The organism is Helicobacter suis, from assembly GCF_902196125.1.
Lineage (GTDB): Bacteria > Campylobacterota > Campylobacteria > Campylobacterales > Helicobacteraceae > Helicobacter > Helicobacter suis_B.
On record NZ_CABIKG010000001.1, the window covers coordinates 21,606 to 40,543 of the forward strand.

16 protein-coding genes are annotated in these 18,938 nt (G+C 39.4%); 10 read left to right on the forward strand and 6 right to left on the reverse strand.

Annotated elements, in window-relative coordinates; all coding sequences use genetic code 11:
- Positions 1-9: 9 nt before the first annotated feature.
- Genes G6Q00_RS00110 through G6Q00_RS00125 form a run of 4 tightly spaced genes read right to left on the reverse strand, consistent with a single transcriptional unit; the run spans position 10 to position 4,635 of the window.
- Complete coding sequence (locus tag G6Q00_RS00110) at positions 10-2,325, reverse strand: RelA/SpoT family protein (protein WP_205426410.1); 2,316 nt, start codon at positions 2,323-2,325, stop codon at positions 10-12.
- The gene (locus G6Q00_RS00115; RefSeq protein ID WP_006564029.1) at positions 2,312-2,527 is read right to left on the reverse strand and encodes a DNA-directed RNA polymerase subunit omega; all 216 of its coding nucleotides are present in this window, start codon (positions 2,525-2,527) and stop codon (positions 2,312-2,314) included. Before G6Q00_RS00115 ends, G6Q00_RS00110 begins: the two co-directional genes overlap by 14 nt.
- Before the next feature lie 23 nt (positions 2,528-2,550).
- Positions 2,551-3,276 (reverse strand): UMP kinase, encoded by a 726-nt coding sequence (gene pyrH / locus G6Q00_RS00120; RefSeq protein WP_163498502.1) that lies wholly within the window; start codon positions 3,274-3,276, stop codon positions 2,551-2,553.
- A gap of 54 nt (positions 3,277-3,330) precedes the next feature.
- Positions 3,331-4,635 (reverse strand): adenosylmethionine--8-amino-7-oxononanoate transaminase, encoded by a 1,305-nt coding sequence (locus G6Q00_RS00125; protein ID WP_163531488.1) that lies wholly within the window; start codon positions 4,633-4,635, stop codon positions 3,331-3,333.
- A gap of 120 nt (positions 4,636-4,755) precedes the next feature.
- On the opposite strand from G6Q00_RS00125, the gene G6Q00_RS00130 reads away from it, so the two are divergent.
- Genes G6Q00_RS00130 through ftsZ form a run of 3 tightly spaced genes read left to right on the forward strand, consistent with a single transcriptional unit; the run spans position 4,756 to position 8,734 of the window.
- Positions 4,756-6,201: a peptidylprolyl isomerase gene (locus tag G6Q00_RS00130; RefSeq protein ID WP_163531489.1), complete on the forward strand. Its 1,446-nt coding sequence runs from the start codon at positions 4,756-4,758 to the stop codon at positions 6,199-6,201.
- Positions 6,202-6,210: 9 nt separating this feature from the next.
- Positions 6,211-7,596: a cell division protein FtsA gene (gene ftsA / locus G6Q00_RS00135; RefSeq protein ID WP_163531490.1), complete on the forward strand. Its 1,386-nt coding sequence runs from the start codon at positions 6,211-6,213 to the stop codon at positions 7,594-7,596.
- A 4-nt stretch (positions 7,597-7,600) separates the two neighbouring features.
- Positions 7,601-8,734, forward strand: coding sequence for a cell division protein FtsZ (gene ftsZ, locus G6Q00_RS00140; RefSeq protein ID WP_163531575.1), 1,134 nt, complete (start codon positions 7,601-7,603; stop codon positions 8,732-8,734).
- On the opposite strand, the gene tgt is transcribed toward ftsZ, so the two are convergent.
- Entirely contained in the window at positions 8,731-9,834 is a 1,104-nt protein-coding gene (tgt, locus tag G6Q00_RS00145; protein ID WP_163531491.1) for a tRNA guanosine(34) transglycosylase Tgt, read from the reverse strand. The genes ftsZ and tgt overlap by 4 nt on opposite strands.
- 50 nt (positions 9,835-9,884) lie before the next feature.
- Here tgt and G6Q00_RS00150 point away from each other — a divergent pair, with 50 nt between their 5' ends.
- From G6Q00_RS00150 to G6Q00_RS00175, 6 genes are read left to right on the forward strand one after another with little or no spacing between them, the layout of a single operon-like run.
- Complete coding sequence (locus tag G6Q00_RS00150; RefSeq protein WP_163531492.1) at positions 9,885-11,294, forward strand: COG3400 family protein; 1,410 nt, start codon at positions 9,885-9,887, stop codon at positions 11,292-11,294.
- Entirely contained in the window at positions 11,294-12,304 is a 1,011-nt protein-coding gene (gene aroB, locus G6Q00_RS00155; RefSeq protein WP_163531493.1) for a 3-dehydroquinate synthase, read from the forward strand. The genes G6Q00_RS00150 and aroB overlap by 1 nt, the downstream gene beginning before the upstream one ends.
- Positions 12,291-13,811 (forward strand): mechanosensitive ion channel family protein, encoded by a 1,521-nt coding sequence (locus tag G6Q00_RS00160; RefSeq protein ID WP_163531494.1) that lies wholly within the window; start codon positions 12,291-12,293, stop codon positions 13,809-13,811. Before aroB ends, G6Q00_RS00160 begins: the two co-directional genes overlap by 14 nt.
- Before the next feature lies 1 nt (position 13,812).
- Positions 13,813-14,760: an arginase gene (gene rocF, locus G6Q00_RS00165; protein ID WP_205426411.1), complete on the forward strand. Its 948-nt coding sequence runs from the start codon at positions 13,813-13,815 to the stop codon at positions 14,758-14,760.
- A complete protein-coding gene (locus G6Q00_RS00170; protein ID WP_240330890.1) occupies positions 14,757-16,031 on the forward strand; it encodes a hypothetical protein in 1,275 nt (424 codons plus the stop codon). Before rocF ends, G6Q00_RS00170 begins: the two co-directional genes overlap by 4 nt.
- Positions 16,032-16,042: 11 nt before the next feature.
- Positions 16,043-17,188, forward strand: coding sequence for an alanine dehydrogenase (locus G6Q00_RS00175; RefSeq protein WP_205426412.1), 1,146 nt, complete (start codon positions 16,043-16,045; stop codon positions 17,186-17,188).
- Positions 17,189-17,312: 124 nt separating this feature from the next.
- Here the strand turns inward: G6Q00_RS00175 and G6Q00_RS00180 are convergent, their stop codons facing one another.
- Positions 17,313-17,648: a cupin domain-containing protein gene (locus G6Q00_RS00180; RefSeq protein ID WP_163531495.1), complete on the reverse strand. Its 336-nt coding sequence runs from the start codon at positions 17,646-17,648 to the stop codon at positions 17,313-17,315.
- Between the two features lie 96 nt (positions 17,649-17,744).
- Here G6Q00_RS00180 and G6Q00_RS00185 point away from each other — a divergent pair, with 96 nt between their 5' ends.
- Positions 17,745-18,932, forward strand: a complete 1,188-nt coding sequence (locus G6Q00_RS00185; protein ID WP_163531496.1) for an epoxyqueuosine reductase QueH — start codon at positions 17,745-17,747, stop codon at positions 18,930-18,932.
- Positions 18,933-18,938 lie beyond the last annotated feature (6 nt).

Sequence of the window (18,938 nt, forward strand, 5' to 3'; positions counted from 1 at the left end):
TTGTATCCTTCACTCCTGATAAGCGTCTTTAAGGCTAGAAAATTCCCCTAGTCTTTCTTGATACTTGCGCATGACAATATCCTTAAACGCCCTCACTTCTTTAGCATTGTATTCAAATAAAATTTCACAATGGGAGGAAAAATTATCCCGATAACCGCGGTAGTGGACTCCTACAATGTGGCAATCGTTTTTGATTAAGAAAGTTAGAAGATGCAATAACGCTTCTTTTGTGTTGCTAACATGGATAATGATTTTATAAATCTCTTTACTTCTCTTGCTCCACTCAATAAAAACCATAGGCAAACCTAGATCAATATCTAGCCCGCCTTGTTTGCATAGTTTATGGTGTACCACGACTTTATGGTCTTTATAATTTGGCATGATAGCAATAATTTCATCTTGGTATTTAGGGTGGCAACAATCATTAAACACCACTTGTTTAACATGCACATGGGGATTTGTATAGATAATGAAGTTTTCTAGTTCACATCTTTTAAGCCCAACGGAAAGCAAAGGCCTATTTAAAATCCGTGTGAAGCGAAATTGCATTAAATTTTTCATCACAAAACCAAAGAGGCGTTGTTCACTTCGTGAATGCTGGGCTATCTGTGGGACTTTGGCTTGAATCTCTTCAACTAACTTTCTCACCCCATCAATGTTTTTCATCGCCTCACTCAAACTACACTCCACCCCATGCTTGGCTAACTTTTCTTCAAAGAGTAGATACTGCTTAGCGCCTATATCAGCCTCAAAAATGGGGGATTCAAAAATGGAATTAAGGATATTAATCATGCTTTTAGAATCAATTTCTTTAATCTGGTTTTTGCGCTGGAGTTTTAGGTGGCTTTTGGCCCTAGATGTGCGTAGCTGGTTAATCCAAGTGAAGCGCGGAATGCTCTTTTTGCCCTTAATAATTTTAACCACATCACCGCTTCTAAGTTCTTGATTAAGTAAGGCCTTTTTATTATTCACAAAAGCTTCTTTAGCCTTATCGCCTAATTCGCTATGAATCATGTAGGCAAAATCTAAAACAATAGCCCCAGCTGGTAAAGTGTAATTATCCCCACTGGGTGAGAATACCGTGATGTCCTCGCGGTATAAATCATTTTGCACTAAATCGTAAAATTCTCTAGGGTTGTCTTTATTATCCTCGCTTTGGTATTTCAGGTTGTGTAGCCACTTAAGACTCTCTGGCTCTGTACCTCCAGCTTTATACTTCCAGTGTGCTGAATTGCCATACTCTGCGCCCATGTGCATATCAAAGGTGCGGATTTGTACTTCATAAATGGAGGATTCATCAAAAATAGTGGTGTGAATAGTTTGATAGCCATTTTCCTTAGGCAGGGCAATGTGATCCTTAAAGCGCGAAACAATAGGCTTAAAACGCAAATGTACAATGCCTAAGATTTTATAGCATTCTAAAGGTGTGCGCACCAAAACACGGACTGCCATTAAATCTAAAATTTCATCTTTATTCACCGCTCCCTTGCGTTGCATTTTTAAAAAGATAGAATAGGGGCGCTTAATGCGGGTGGTGATTTGAAAATCTGTTTCTAAAAACCCGGCTTCAAAAAACATCTTTTCTAGTTTGCTAGCAAATAGATTAAGTTTAATGGAGAGGGCTTGTTTGCTTTGGTTTAAATAAGACTGGATACTTTGGTATTCTTGGGGGTAAATATAATAAAAACTTTTATCCTCTAATTCGTTTTTAATAGAGGACATGCCCAAACGGCTAGCAATGGGGGCATAAACGGCTAAAGTCTCTTTAGAGATACGGATTTGTTTATCCCGATTCAACGCATCAAGGGTTAACATATTGTGTAACCGGTCGCTAATTTTAACTACTAAAGCTCTAGGGTCTTTAATCGCACTCACTAAAATTTTTCTAAAAGTAAGAGCAGAAGTTACTAATCTAGGGTTCTGCGGATCAAAAGCTAGCTCTTCTTTGCGAATTTCTGTAATTTTAGTCAGGGCATCAACTAAATTAGCGACATCTTTTCCAAAGAATTCTACAATTTGTCCAATTTCACATGGCGTATCCTCCACCACATCGTGTAATAAAGAAGCGCAAATCATCGCCTCATCGCCCCCGCAAAAGGCCACAATACAAGCCACACAAATAGGGTGTGTGATATAAGGGCCTCCTCCTTTTCGCATTTGTCCTTGGTGATAGTGAGTGGCTAGATCAAGCGCTTGGGCGATCTTAGGAGTGATAGAGGTTGTGTTTTTTAACACATCAATAGCCTCATTAGGCCCAGAAACTTCCTTAAGCAGTTCTAAAATTTCAAGTAGACCACCATAAGGATGGGTCTTAGTATCTTTCATCAATACGATCTAGACTAATTTTTCCCTCTGCAATTTCAAGAATGGCAATATCCGTTGGTTTGTGGGTTTTAATATCCATCGCCACTAAAGGCCTTGTACCCGCCCCTAGTTGTCTAACCCGAGAAAAGATGAGGTTAGATAAAATATAGCGATCTCCATTGACTCTTTCTAGTGCCTTAGCTACAATTTCTTCTGTTCTCAAATGTGTCCTTTGTAATTAAATTTTTATTTGACCATAGAAAAAACGCCCTTTTGATCCTTGATCACATGCAAAAGATTACCTTGTTTAAACATGTTGCACACGACAATGGGCAGTTGGTTATCTTTGGCTAGAGAAATGGCAGTATCATCCATCACCTCAATATTGCCAATTAATGCCTCGTTATAACCAATCACATCAATTTTTTTAGCGTCTTCAAATTTATTAGGGTCTTTATCATAAATGCCATCTACTTTAGTGGCCTTGACAATTAAATCCGCGCCAATTTCAATAGCTCTAAGCGTAGCAGCAGTATCTGTTGTGAAAAAAGGATTACCTGTTCCAGCAGCAAAGATAACAAGCCGCCCTTTTTCTAAATGCCTAATGGCCTTGCGATAAATATAAGTTTCACACACTTCTTTAATTTCAACTGCACTTTGTACCCGCACATCTAAACCCATATGTTCAAGGGCTTCTTGCATAGCAACAGCATTAATCACTGTGGCTAACATGCCCATATAATCCCCGCTTGTGCGCCGAATAATGCCCCCCTTAGCTGCACTCACCCCCCTAATGATATTGCCCCCTCCAATCACAATCCCCACTTCAATGCCGTGATCGGCTAGCGTTTTAATTTCTTTGGCAATGTAACTTAAAATTTGAATATCAATCCCAAAATGGCTTTCTCCGGCCAAAGCCTCGCCTGAAAACTTAACCAATACACGCTTTTTAGAATGTGTTTTATTCTGCATAAATTCCGCTTTATTTTGTAAATACTCAGGGGCGCTATTGTACAACAAGGATGCTTAAGTTTGAATCAACTCTAAAACAACCTCTCTTATGGCCTGCATAGCCTCTTGTACTTGTTCTATGGTGATGATATAAGCGGGCATAAAATAGACAGTGTTATTAAGAGGCCGTAATAACAAACCCTTTTGTAAAGCCCTTTGAAAGATCGCTAAACTTAGGCGTAAATCTCTGCTATAACCCTCTAATTCAAAGGCAAAAACCATGCCACAAGCGCGCAGATTAACCACACCCTTAAGCCCTGCTAAATACTCTTGCATGATCGCTTGGATTGCTAAACTTAGTTTTTGAATTTTTACAATTACGCCCCCCTGCTCAAAAAGATCAAGGGTAGCATTAGCACACGCACAGGCTAAAGCGTTGCCTGTGTAGCTATGAGAGTGTAGGAAGTTTTGATTATTAGCATAGGGGGCGTAAAACTGCTTATAAATGCTATCTGTGGTTAAAAGCACTGCTAAGGGTAAATACCCCCCAGAAATGCCCTTAGAGAGGCATAAAAAATCCGGTTTAACCCCGCATTGTTCAAAGGCAAACATGCTCCCTGTGCGCCCAAAACCCACCGCAATTTCATCAAAGATCACATAAATACCCCTTTCTTGGCACATACGCGTGGCTTTTTTAACATACTCTGCGCTATAAAAATGCATGCAGCCAGCACACTGGATTAAGGGCTCTAAAATAAAGGCACTAATTTGTTTGTGGTGTTGATCTAAAATACGCTCTAAAGCTTGCAAGGCTCTAGGAATATCCTCTGTATTTTTAGGCACGGGGGTTTGTAAATGCGTGCAAAAAAGCGGACTATAAGTATCCTTATAAAGCCCCACACCCCCTATACTTAACGCCCCTAGAGTTTCGCCATGGTAGCCATTTTGCAAAGAGAGAAATATTTTTCTAACCTCCCCTTTTAAAAGGTGGCTATGATAACTCATTTTCAAGGCCACTTCCACACAAGAAGAGCCATTATCCGTATAAAAACACTTATCAAAGCCACTTAAAGTACAAAGCCGTTTAGAAAGTGTAATAATTGGAGGGTGGGTAAGACCAGCAAGCAATACATGGGCAAAACTCTCTATTTGTTCTTTGAGTTTAGCATTGATATAGGGGTGATTATGCCCAAAGAGATTAACCCACCAGCTACTAATCCCGTCTAAATAGCATCTGTCTTCAAAATCATAAAGATAAACTCCCTCTGCTCGCTTAATAGGCAAAAGAGGGAGGTTTTTATGATCATACATTTGGCTACAAGGATGCCAGATACAAGATAAATCTAAAGCATTCCAATAAGCGTTGTTATAAATATCCATAAGACTTCTTTAAACCACCATTTTATCTAAAAAATTAACAATACAAAGCAAGATTTTAGCTAGTTTAAAATATAATGAGAGCTTATAGAAAATCGCGTACGCTAGAGGATCTAAACCCCCATGATCTCATGGATGCAAAAGCATAAGAAGTATTTAGTTGTTACGATTTGGGTCAGCACGATCGCTTTTGTGGCTGCTGGAATGATTGGCTGGGGGCAGTATAGTTTTTCTATGGCTAATGGGAATGTGGCTAAAGTGGGGCGGGTGTTAATTAGTGAGGAGGAATTAGATAGAGAGCATAGACGGCTTTTAGATATTTATAGCCAATCTATCCCTAATTTTAAAGATTTAAGTGAAAAAGAAGTTAAGGCATTAGGCCTTGAGCACAGCGCGCTTACCCTTTTAATTAACCAAGCTTTGTTAAAAAATCTAGCCCTAGATTTGGGTTTAGGGGTGAGTGGATCTGAGGTGGTAGCAGAGATTCAAAAGAGTACGGCTTTTCAAAATGAGGGGCATTTTGATGAAGCTTTGTATAAAAAAATACTCCAAGAAAACCACTACCGCCCTAGCGCCTTTGAAGAAGGTATTAAAAATGCCCTGCTTTTACAAAAAATTTCTGCTCTTTTTCCACAAGCGATTACCCCTTTAGAAAAAGATGCTTTCTTATGGCCATTGAGATTACAAGATCAAGTACGCATTGAGGTTTTAGAACCTAAAGAGGTGGCGCTTACACAACAAGCCCTTAAGAATTATTATAACCAGCATAAAAACACCTATAAAAAACCCCCTAGCTATACTTTAGCTGCCCTGCACATCACAGATACAGATATAGAGCCTGCTAAAGAGGCGGATTTACAGGCTTATTATGAAAAAAACAAACAGGTTTACACTTTACAGGGTAAAGTACAAGATTTCATGCATGTTAAAACAAAAGTTAACCATGATTATCTCCAAGAAAAGGCAAGAGATTTAGCTTTGCAAAAATATTTAGCGCTTAAAAACAACACTCTTAAACCGGCTACTGAGGTTATCACCAAATTACCCTACCCAGCAGAAATTGCCACTAAAATAGAGACAATGCGCCCGGGGGAAGTACTCAAACCACAAAAGTATAAAGATGGCTGGTTGGTTGTTAAACTTATGGGCAAACAGGCTGATCAGCTTGAAAGTTTTGAAGAAGCCAAAGAAGAGGTACGCATAGCTGTGGTGCAACAAGAACAAAGAAAATGGCTAGAACAAGAGGCATCTAAACAACTTTCTTACTTTAAAGGAGATGATATTGGTTCTTTATCGCTTGATTTTAAAGGCAATATCCACGACTTAGGAGAGCAATCCTCAAAAGAGCTAGTGGGTTATATCTTTAAACACCCTTATAAAGAAGGTTTTGTGATTTTAAAAGGGCCTAAAGCCGTGCTTTATCGTGTTTACTCCCAAGATTTTAAACACCCCATTGCTAGCTCTAAGGATTTTAAACAAATGGTGAGTAATCTTAAAGCCCAAGCCTTTGATGCGATGTTAGTGGCTATGCTCAAACAACGCTATCCAGTGCATATTTATGCCAAGTAGGGGTGCAGTTTGAATCCTATTATTCTTGGTGTGGATATTGGTTCTAGTAAAATTTGTGCCATCATTGCTGAGATCAAAGAGGGAGTACCCCAAGTAATTGGCGTGAGTGTGCATAAATCTGAGGGGGTTAAAAAGGGCAATATTAGCAATATCAGCCAAGCGGGCGAAATTGTCAAAAGAGCCATTGAAGATGCTAAGCGCATGGCCGGGCTAAACTTTGTTGAAAAGGCCATTGTTTCTATCTCTGGGGCGTGTACTCAAAGTGTGAATAGTTCTGGGCTTATTAATGTGCCTAATAATGAAATCACGCTTAAAGAGATCAACCGCGTCTTAGATACAGCTCTACATAGCGCGCATATCCCTACTGGTTATGAGGTAATTCACATCTTGCCTTATCAATTTAAGCTAGATAACCAAGATAATATTGAAGATCCTATGGGCATGAGTGGATCGCGTCTGGAGGTTTCTACCCATATTGTAACCGTGCAACGCAGTAGCCTAGAAAATTTAAGGCGGACAATCCAAATTGCTGGGGTAAAAATTGAAAATGTGGTTTTAAGCGCCTATGCTGCCTCTATTGCCGTGCTTAATGAAGATGATAAAGCCTTAGGTGTGGCATGTATTGATCTAGGCGGAGGGACTTGTAACATGATGGTTTATGGGGGTAGTTCTATGTGTTTTAATAACTACCTTAATGTAGGATCAGAGCACATTAGAGACGATTTAGCCAGTATTTTAGAAGTGCCTTTGGGTGTTGCAGAGTTTATCAAACGGCAGTATGGAAATTTAATCGCAGAAGAGAGCGATCAAGAAATTGAAGTACCCGATATTTCCTCAGAAAATAAGAAAAACCGCCTTTCATTAAAACTAGTGCATGATATTATCCGCGCGCGCGTGGTAGAAACCTTTGATGTGCTTAATCGCCGTTTAAAACAAAGCAACTTACAAGATAGTATCCGTAGAGGAGTGGTGCTAACTGGGGGCATGACGCATGTAGAGGGGATTAGAAATGTCGCGGCGGTGATTTTTGGAAATATCCCTGTGCGCATTGCTAAACCTGTTGAATTAAATGGCTTATTTGAAGAATTAAAAGATCCAACTAGTTCGGTAGCCATTGGTTTAATTTTATATGGGGCGGGCAAGCACACTAATTATGAAAAAGATTCAGAAAAAGTGATTCGTTATAAAGAGAACAAACATACAGAGTTGCCCTCTGCCTTTACCTACACCCAAGAGCGCAATTACATTGAAACGGATTTAACTAATCTAAAGCACACCAACGAGGTAGAGAGTGTAAAGGAGAGAAAAAAAGATATAATGTACCCCCATAAAGAAGTACCTAAAAGAGGGGGATTTTTAGAGCGGATTAAGGAGTGGGGCTCTAAGTTATTTTAAAGGAATAGTTGTGGCGTTAGAGGAAGATATAGGCGTAGAGGAAATTTTTGAAACCAATGGGGCTAAGATTGTCGTAATTGGCGTAGGGGGCGGGGGATCAAATATGATCGCCCACCTGATTGCTACAGGTACTTATAAAGATATTACCCTAGTAGCGGCTAATACAGACGGGCAGGCGCTTAAAGCCTCCTGTGCTAAGAATAAAATCCGCTTGGGTGAAAAGATTACTGGCGGGAGGGGGGCGGGCATGAAGCCTGAGATTGGCAAACAAGCAGCCCAAGAGTGCACAGAAGCCATTAAAGAAATGGTTACGGGTGCAGATCTAGTTTTTATTTCAGCAGGTTTAGGCGGAGGGACTGGCACGGGGGCCGCACCGGTAATTGCCCAAATTGCTAAGGATTCGGGGGCATTAACCGTTTCTGTAGTTACCAAACCCTTTAACTTTGAGGGTAAAAAGCGCGCTAAAATTGCCGAAGAAGGGCTTAAAGAACTTAAAGCTGTAAGCGATTCGATTGTTGTTATTCCTAATGAAAAGTTAGTGGGTTTTATTGATAAAAATGCAGGCATGCAAGATAGTTTTAAAGAAGTTAATAATGTTTTAGCCAAAGCGGTTAATGGCATCTCTAGCATGATTATTAACTATGGTGAAAACGACATCAATGTAGACTTTGCGGATTTAAAAACCGTGATGAATCACCGCGGGTTAGCTTTAATGGGCATAGGTGAGGCTACCGGAGTGAATGCGGCCACTGTGGCGGTAGAAAATGCCATTGCCTCCCCCCTCTTTGATAATGTATCTATCAATGGCGCAATGGGGGTACTGATTAACTTTGAATGCCACCCAGACTACCCGCTATTAGAGATCACTAATTCTGTTTCTATTGTAGAGTCTATGGCAGATGATGATGCAGATATTATTTTTGGTAAGTGTACCTCAGCTAGCATGCCAACCGATCATGTAAAAGTTACGATCGTGGCTACTGGTTTTGAAAAAGCTACAGAAAATAAAGAGGAAAAAGTAGAATCTGCGCCTAGTTTTTCTAAGGGTACTTTAGAGGGTCTGCGTTTAGCCAGTAATGGGGATTATGGAGATGTGGATTTAGATGTCCCTGCTTATTTACGCCACCAAAAAGATTAAAGCCTCTTAGACCAAAAAGCTTTAAAGCTAGCATAGCGCCCCTTTAAAATCGCCTCCCTAGCGCCACGCATTAGTTGTAAATAAAAAAAGAGGTTATGTAAACTAGCCAAACGAAAATAGAGTAACTCTTTAGCCCTAAAAAGGTGGTTTAAATAGGCTTTAGAGTAGTGTTTACAGGTATAGCACTCGCAGTTAAGATCAATGGGGTCTTGGCTCTGCTTATATTGCGCGGCTTTGATAGAAATTTTGCCCTCTGAGCTAAAAAGTGTCCCATTTCTAGCGTTACGCGTAGGCATCACACAATCAAACATATCTATTCCTAGATCAATAGCCTCTAATAAATCTTGTGGCGTACCCACTCCCATTAAATAACGCGGTTTATCAGGGGGTAAAAAGCTTTCTGTATAGCCAATGGTATCATACATTTCTTGTACACTCTCTCCTACAGCTAACCCGCCAATAGCAAAGCCATCAAAATCTAAATTGCACAGTTCTAAAGCGCTTTGTTTGCGTAGCTCTTGATCAACGCCTCCTTGTACAATGGCAAAGATATGCTGATTAGATTTAGCATGCTCTTTATGGTACTTCAGACTTTCTAACGCCCACGCAGTGGTTTTTTGTACGGCAAGTTTTAAGCGATCTATTGGGGCGGGTAAACCCACTAAATCATCTAAAACCATGCAAATATCGCTATTAAGAGCATATTGGATATCTAACACTTTAGAGGGCGTAAAAAGATGGGTACTACCATCAATATGGGATTTAAATACAATTCCTTGATCGTGGGCTTTGGTGTTACTAGCAAGAGAAAAGGCCTGAAACCCCCCGCTATCGGTTAAAAAATTACCTTGAAATTGTGTAAAACCATGTAGCCCCCCTAACTTAGCCACTAAATTAGCCCCCGGTCTTAAATAAAGGTGGTAGGTGTTAGCTAGAATAATAGAAGCGTTAAGATATTGACTTAAATCTAAAGCGTCTAAACTTTTCACGCTAGCTTGCGTGCCTACTGGCATAAAAACAGGGGTTTGCACCACTCCATGGGATAAAAATAAAGTCATCGCGCGGGCTTTGCCATCTATCCGGTCTAGCCTAAAATCCATTTTCAACCTTAGCTTTTTTACATTATAATAACTAAAAACGGAAATTAGGGTTGAAAAAGGTTGCATTAATTGTTGAGGGCGTGGTGGCTAAAAAGTTTATGGAGTTGGTGGTCTCCAAATTTTTTAGCAATAATTTTTATCTAGTGATCACCAAAGACCCTAGCTGTTTGCCAAGTACGCTACCTAGTACCTTTGAGGTACATATCTTTGATCCCACCTCTGCTTACCGTCTTTCCCCTTTTATTGATGCTAATGTAAGCGATATATTCATTCTGCTAGAAAATACCCAAGAACAACAAGCTATCTATGAAATTATCCGGCAAAAAAATAAAGAAGCACGGTTGATTGTTAATCAAGGCTTAGAGGGGGTTAAAGATGAGCGGCTTGTATTAATTGATCACACCCAAATTATTGCTAATAAATTTATTGCCAAAATCCCCAATGTCCCTAGTGTACCGCAAGGTTTTGGGCTTGAGCAGGGGGAGGTTATGGAAATTGGCGTACCATTTGGAAGTGTCTTTGCCTACCGCCATATTGGTTCGTTACACCAAAAAGACTACCGCATTGTAGGGGTATACCGGAAAAATGAATTTTACTTAAGCCACTCTGCTATGGTGATTCAACCAAGAGATCAACTTTTAGCTGTGGGTAATCCGGAAACACTTAATAATGTCTATTTACAAGTAAGAAGTAATGTAGGGCAATTTCCTGCTCCCTTTGGAAGAGATATTTATTTATATATTGACATGCGTTTGCAATCTATGGAGGCTTTAGAGAGAGACATTAACCAAGCGCTAGTTTTACACGATCAACTCAAAAGCGCCATGCTTTATATCCAAGTTTTGCGCCCTACCTACACAGCCTTTATTGAGAAAATCCGTGCCATTGAATCTAAAGATATCCGCATTGTTTTAGACTTTAAGGGCTCTTGTTTTGCAGAAAAACTCCAAGTAGATAGCCAAAAGAAAATTGGCCTAGTGGTGGTTGGCAAAGAAATTTTTGATAAACAGGATAACCGCAAACTTTTATTTGAAATCCTAACACCTGTTTTTAAGACTAGTGTTAAAGGTTTTGAGGGGATTAGCAAAAGCATGGTTGTTTTAAACAAGGACATGGAACAAAACGAGGATATCTCTTCTGTGATGTTTGATGTGTGTGCCCAAATGAATTTAGACATGTTATTATACGACTTCGATCCAGATAAGCGTTACAAAGTAGAGGTTATTGAAAATTACGAACATCTCTCTCACATTTACAATCGGAAAATCAAGGTGATTCGCACACATGTTAAAAACCCCGTGTTATTTCTAAGAAGTTTAGAAACCCCTGTGGTGCAGTTTTTACCCTTTGAATCTTGCATTACAAAAAACCAGTTTTTTTGGATGTTTTCTACTAAAGTAGAACGAATCGTATTTTTAAGTGATATACACCCGCAAATGTTTATCCCGGTGGTGGAGTGATGCGCCTTGATCTTTTAAAATACCCCATTGAGATTGGCACGCTACCCCAGATCACTTATACCGGTAAGGTTTTGGTGGTGAGTGATACGGTGGTTGCGCCCTTATATTTAGAACAAGTTTTAAAGCATATTCAAGCCTCTGAAGTTTTCAAGGTAGTCATTCCTACCGGCGAAGTGTATAAAAAATGGGAAACTTTAGAGACAATTTTAAATGCAGCCTTTGAGGCTAATTTAAGCCGTAAGGATTGTTTAGTGGCTTTGGGTGGGGGAGTGGTGAGTGATATGGTGGGTTTTGCAAGCGCGATTTATAAACGAGGCATTGTTTTTTATAATATCCCAACCACCCTTTTAGCCCAAGTAGATGCTAGCATTGGAGGCAAGACCGGTATTAATAATGCCTATGGCAAAAATTTAATTGGGGCATTTCATTCGCCCAAAGCCGTTTATATTGATCCGCAGTTTTTGCGTACCTTGCCCAAGCGCGCTTTTTATGCCGGTGTGGCTGAGATGATTAAAAAGGCGGTGTGTTTTGATGCCTCTTATTTTAAATGGTTAGAAGAACACCTTGTAGAACAACACCTAGAACAAGCTATCGCGAAAAGTGTAACCATTAAAGCTAAAGTAGTGCTACAAGATGAAAAAGAGCAATCCTTGCGCATGGGGCTTAATTATGGGCATACTTTTGGGCATGCCATTGAAAAAGCGGGGGCTTATGAGGCATTATTGCATGGGGAGGCTGTGGCTATTGGTATGCAAATGGCCAATGCCTTAGCGTGTAAATTAGGGCTTTTAGAGCAAGAAGTACAAACACGCATTCAAAACTTGCTAACGCTTTATCAATTAGATTTAACCTATAAAATTACAAATTTAGAACAATTCTACAAAGATTTACAAATGGATAAAAAAAATGTCAACGGGATTACATTTATTTTACCCACAGGTCTTGGAAATTTCAAGGCTAAACAAGTACCTAAAGATTGCGTTATAGAGGTTTTAGATGCGTGGTGCTAAGTGTTTGGTAATTTTGTTTTGTGCGGGGTTACTCTTAGCATCTGAAAGCCAAGAGTTACAGATGAAACTTAATAAAATTGAGAAAAATTTAGAAAGCCAAGATGGCATCTGGTTACAGAAATTTAAAAATTTTGAAAATTATGGGAAAATCTCTTTAGAGATTCAGCGCATAAAAGAGCGTTTGAAAAATCTTAAAGCAGATACCCTAGAGGCTAGCGCGCTTAATCACAGCCTAAAAACCTTGCAACACCAAGAAAAATTGCTTGAATCTTATAAAACTAACCCTTTTAAAGAATTGGTTGAAAAACCTACTATCACTAATGTCCCTAATATCACTAGCCCTTTAGCTATTGTTACTGGTTTTTCTTTTATTAAAACCATGCGTACTAAGTTAATCACCATGCAACAACACCAAAAAGTCCTCAAGCAGATCATTATTGCGCTTAATCAAAAAATAGAAATTCTAACAAAATTACAAACCATGCAGCCTAAGCAATGGGATGTAGCCATTTATCAAGAACGGGTTAAAAAAATTGAATTTGAAAGCGCCCAAGATTTACTAAAGGCTAGTTTAGAGGCTTACACTAAGGATATGGAGGAAAACACCCAAAATATCAAATCCCAAATTAGAGATCAGGTTTTTAAACTCTTTTATGTTTTATTAATTGCTTGTGCTAGCATTATTCTAGCTTGGATACTCAAACACCTTAGCCACAAATATTTATACAGCGATGAGCGGGCTTACACCGTGAATAAGGCAATTAATTTTATTAATGCCAATGTGGTGGTTCTTATCTTTTTATTTGCCTATTTAGAAAATGTATCTTATCTAGTTACGATGTTAGGTTTTGTAGGTGCTGGGTTTGCTATTGCCATGCGTGATTTATTCATGAGCATGCTAGGGTGGTTTAGTATTATTTTAAAGGGTAGTTTGCATGTAGGCGACCGAATCAAAGTTGCTAAAGATGGAATGGTGTATATAGGAGATGTACTAGATATTTCCATGCTTTATGTTACTTTGTTTGAAGATGTTACCCTAACCACCTATCTTAAAAATAATGGCCGTGCGGGGCGTATTATCTTTATCCCTAATAATTATGTTTTTACCGGTTTAGTTTCTAATTACAGCCACTTAGGTTTAAAGACGGTGTGGGATAGTGTGGATTTTTTCCTAACCTTTGATTCTAACCACCAAAGGGCGATGGATATTGCTTTAAAAATTGCAACAGCCCACTCACAACCCTATAGCGACATCGCCCAAACCCAGTTTAGCAAAATGCGTACTAAATACGCTTTGCGCACCATTGAAGTTGCGCCTAAAGTTTATACCATGACAGAAAAAGATGGCATGCGTTTGTATGTTTCTTATCTAACTAATGCCTATGCGACTTTGTCCTTGCGCTCTAAAATTTCTACTGATATAGTACAAGCCTTTTTAAAAACCCGCGATGTCTTTTTAAGCACCGCTCTTAAAGAAATCCAAGAAAAACAAGAAAGTAGTCTTTAACATGCACAATAATTTTATTCTAGTGGCTTTAAATGCGGAAATGGGAGGCGCTAAACAAGGCAGTAACACAGGTGTAGAGCGCTTAAAAAAAGCATTACTCCAAAAATACCCCCAAATAGAAACAATTACCATTGGGCAAGAGGAATGTACCCTAAATACTTTTTTCAAGTATGCTGAGCATTTTGAGGATTATTATTGTTTTTGTAAATTCTTATTAATCCCGGGTCTACAGGAGGTGTTTAAAAAGCAATGCTTTTCTTTAATTTTAAGTTCAGAACATGCTAATGCCTTTGGTATTATCCAAGCTTTGCGCAGCACGCATCCGCAGAAAAAACTAGGAATCTTATATTTAGATGCCCACGCAGATATCCATACCGCTTATGATAGCCATTCAAAACATATCCATGGCATGCCCCTTGGCATGGTGCTTAACCGTATCCATAGTGGCCCCAATCCTTTAAACCAACAAGAGCAAGAATACTGGCAAAAGCTCTGTGCTTTAGGCATGCAAGATGGCGTGTTAGCTTTTAATCCTAAACACTTAGTCTATTTTGGTGTGCGCAGTACAGAGGCAAGCGAGAGAAGTGTGATTAAAGAGTGTGCGATTCCTCTTTTTAGTGTAGATGCTATCCGTGCGGATATGAAAGGTGTACTAGAGCAAAGCCAAGCCTTATTAAAAGAGGTAGATATACTTTATTTAAGCCTAGATATTGATATTTTAGATGGGAAACTTTTTAGTTCTACAGGTGTACGCGAAAATAATGGATTGCAACCCTCAGAGCTATTAGCGCTTTTAGAAGGGCTTTTACAGACCTTTAAAACGCGTTTAGTAGCTGTAGAGATTACAGAGTATAACCCTGAATTATACACAGGTGAAGGAGAAGATGAAAAGGTGGTTTTAAAATTAGCCCAAAGTGTTTTAAATCATTTCAATAAGGAATTTGCATGACTCGTAGAAAATTTATCCTCACTAGTTGTGGTGTAAGCTTATGCCTTTTAGCGCCATTAGAGGGGAGTATACAGCCTATTAAGGCAATGGGTATTGTAGAAGTGTTTGCAGACGGGGCGCATTTAAGCGCTGTGGTGGTGGCTTATGACAAGCCTCTTTCTAGTGTGATTGCGACTGCTTTTAAAGTGGAGGGGCGCACGATTCAAAAAGTCTATCTGCGCCAAAGCCCTACTAAAGGGGAGGCAAGCGTTAAAGGGAAGTTTGTGATCTTAGAACTCTCTTTAGACGATGCCCAGATTGATTTAAAAGAGGAAGTAGCACTCAAGCAGAAAAAGAGCGCGCCTAAGCAGGTGGATAAACCCCGCTTTAAAGCTGGGGAACCCTCAGGGCATAATCTCATGTTTAAAACCCCCAAAGCCCATGTTGATATTCTTAATTCCCCCTCTCTTGAAATTTCTTCTATTTACTACCCAATAGTAGAGGATTTTATCGCCCAAGATTTTTACGATGAAACCAACCACCAAAACCTCCATTACAATCTTTTTATCCCTAAAGATATTGGCAAAAAACCCCTCCCTCTTGTACTTTTTATCCACGATGCCGGATCCATTAGTACCTTTGTCAAAGCCACACTTTTACAAGGCTTAGGCGCGGTGATCTTTGCCCACCCTAAAGAACAAATCAAGCGGCCATGTTTTGTTTTAGCCCCCCAGTATGATACGGTAATTGTTGATGATGATTCTAAAGCCTCGCCTCTATTAGACACAACTATCCATCTAATCCAAAGTTTGAGCAAAAAATACCCTATTGATCTTAAACGGCTTTATACCACCGGCCAGTCTATGGGGTGCATGGCCTCTATTGCGATGTTGATTAAGTACCCTAATTTCTTTGCAGGGGCTTTTTTGGTAGCAGGACAATGGAAAGCCTCTTTGTGTGCGCCTTTGCTTAAAGATAATCTTTTTATTATGGTTTCAGCTGATGATCCGGGGGCTTATCCGGGGGAAAATGCCATTGTTGCGTTTTTAGAGCAAAAGGGGGCTAAAATTGCTAAAGGTGTGTGGAATGGGGCATGGCAGGCTAAGCAGTTTAAAGAGGCTTATGAGAAACTTAGCGATCAAAAGGCCACTATCCGGTATGTTGTGTTTTCTAAAGGAAGTGTATTATCCCCTACAGATACCAATAAAGGCAGTGCACACCGCAACACATGGAAGATTGCCTATAGCATTGAGCCTATCCGTGAATGGCTATTTGAACAAGTTTTAGCATAGGGAGAATTTTAATGCAAAGCATTGGTTTAGTCAAAGAAAGCATGGATTTAGAATCTAGGGTGGGTTTAATCCCCCAAGATGTGGCTTTCTTGACTCATTATGTCAGTGTGCTAGTAGAAGAAGGGGCGGGGCTGATGAGCGGGTATAGCAATGAAGATTATGCTAAAGCAGGGGCAACTATCGTCTCTCATAAAAAAGCTTGGGAGCAAAGTATTGTAGTCAAATGCAAAGAACCCTTAGAGCATGAATACTCTCTTTTACAAGAAGGGGCTAGTCTCTTTAGCTTTTTAGATTTAGCTTATAATAAAGCTTTAGCCTCCATGTTAGTAGAGAAAAAAATCCTCTCAATTTGTACAGAAACCATTGCTGGGCCTAAAAATAATTACCCAATGCTTTTACCCATGAGTGTTATAGCAGGCCAACTAGCCGCCCATTTGATTCAACATTATTTACTAGGGCTAGAACATTTACCCGGAGTTTTTGGTAAGGGGATTTTATTAGGGGGGCTTGTAGGGCAGATGCGGGCTAAAGTGGTGGTGGTAGGCGGTGGTGTGGTGGGTTTAGAAGCAGCCAAAGCGCTAAGTTTATTAGGGGCTAGAGTAGTGGTACTTGAATTAGATTATGCTAAATTACAAAACCACCCCTACACTTTTGCCCACCATTTAGAGGTTTTAGGAATCAATGAGGAAAATATTGAGCGCGCATTAGAAGGGGCTGTAGGCTTAGTTGGTGCGGTGCTCATCACAAGTACCCGTACCCCCAAAGTTATTTTAAAACGGCATTTACAGAAAATGCAAAAGGGCGGGGTGGTGGTAGATGTGGCTTGTGATTTAGGCGGGTGTGTGGAGAGTATCCACCAAACTAGCCACTCTAATCCTCTCTATCTAGCTGAAGGGTTATTACACTATGGCGTGCCTAACATGCCCGGGGTGGTGGCTAAGAGTAGTTCAATTGCCTATAGCCATGCAAGTTTGCCTTATTTGGTTTATTTCTTAGAACATGGTTTAAAAAAGTTTTTGGAGGCTAAAACTAAAATTGTTGCTAATACAACAGGGGGATTAAGTGCTTATGGTGGGTATCTCACACAAGAAAACATCGCTAAAAGTTTTGATCTGCCCTATAAAAGCATAACAGAAATTTTGGAGGCACTAACTTAAAATTACATGGGCGTACTAGACACGATCTTACTAGTGTTTTTAGTGTGTGTTTTAATAGGCGGAGTGGGTTATTATATTTACATGGTATTAAAAAAATAACCCCTAAATCCAAAAGCGCTAGGCGTTATTTAGAAGCCACATCTAGCACTCTTTGAACGCTATCTATCTTGCTTAAACTTAAATTTAAAACACTATCTTCTAACCCGCCAAGACTATGGGCTACATTGGCATCTAGGCTAATACAATCCCCGGTTTCTAAAGTGTGCTTTTGCCCCTCTACTTCAAACCAAATCCGCCCTTGTAGTACCCGTACTTTAATCGCTCCGGGCGCTTGGTGTTTGCGCATCTCTTCTGCTCTAGGCATACAAATGCGAATTTCTATCCCGCTATCTGTTTCTAAAAGCTTTTCAATGTGTAAACTATCAAATTTAACATCTTGTAAAAAATGTAAAACTTGCATAACTCCCCTTTAGCTTAAGATTTCATTTGAGCCAAATAAACGGGTGGATTGTAAGAGATTTAGTATAATGCTCTTTAAATGACTATGGATATAAAAATGAGTGATTTAAACACTACAAAGGTTAATACCCCAGCCTCTATGCTTGTACATATTTGTTGTTCTGTAGATAGCCACTATTTTTTACAAGAATTAAGAAAGCTTTACCCTAATATCCCTTTAACAGGCTTTTTTTATAACCCTAATATCCACCCCTTTACAGAGTATCAGCTACGACTCCAAGATGTGAAGCGTTCTTGTAAAATGTTAGATATTTCCCTAATAGAGGGCGATTATACTTTAGACTCATGGTTAAAAGCGATTAAGGGGTTAGAACAAGAGAAAGAAAAGGGGGCACGCTGTAGTATCTGTTTTGATGTGCGTTTAGAAACTAGCGCACAAATGGCGCTTATGCTAGGTAAGCAGCATTTTAGTACAACTCTTCTCTCCTCTCCTATGAAAGAACAAGAAGTTTTAAAAACACAAGGGGAGTTGATTGGGAAAAAATATGGTTTGGAGTTTGTTTATTTAAATGTCCGCGCTAAAGGGGGCGTTACTAAACAAAACGCATTAGCAAAACAAGATAAACTGTATCGCCAAAATTACTGCGGGTGTTATTTTGCTCTTAATGATCAAAGGGAGGCGCAAAACAAGCCATGTGTAGAATTAATCAGCTTTTTAGATCGCCAAATCCACCCGGCTAGTATAGATCGCCGCCTAGAACTTTTCAACCAACGCACTATTTTAGAAGAAAAACAACAAAATTATGAACTTTTACAACAAAGTTTGCAAACCTATTTACTTTGTAGGGGTTTAGTTAAAAGCAATGATAAAACACTTGCTAGCCATATTCTAAAACGCTCTATGGAAAAGAAAGTTACTATAAAAGATCTCCAAATTCAAAAGGTTTCTTTAAAACCCACCTTAAGCGAAAAAATATGTAGCCAACAATACCATTTTGATCTAAAACCTCAAGATATAGAATTAGGTTTTAGTCTGAAAGATGAAACTTTATTTTTAGATACAAGGGGTGTTAGTACTCTACTAAGTACGCCACACAAACCCCTTAAAGAGCTTAAACTAAGCTATGAACAAGAACTTTATATCCGCGAAAAACTAGTTGGCACAGAAAGCATCCAGCCCATCATTATTGTAGAAGACCTAAATCTGCTCCAAGCGCCTATTTATGTAGAAATCACAGCAGAGTTTTTCACGCATAAAAACTTTTATCTACTAAAGACCTCTTAATAAACT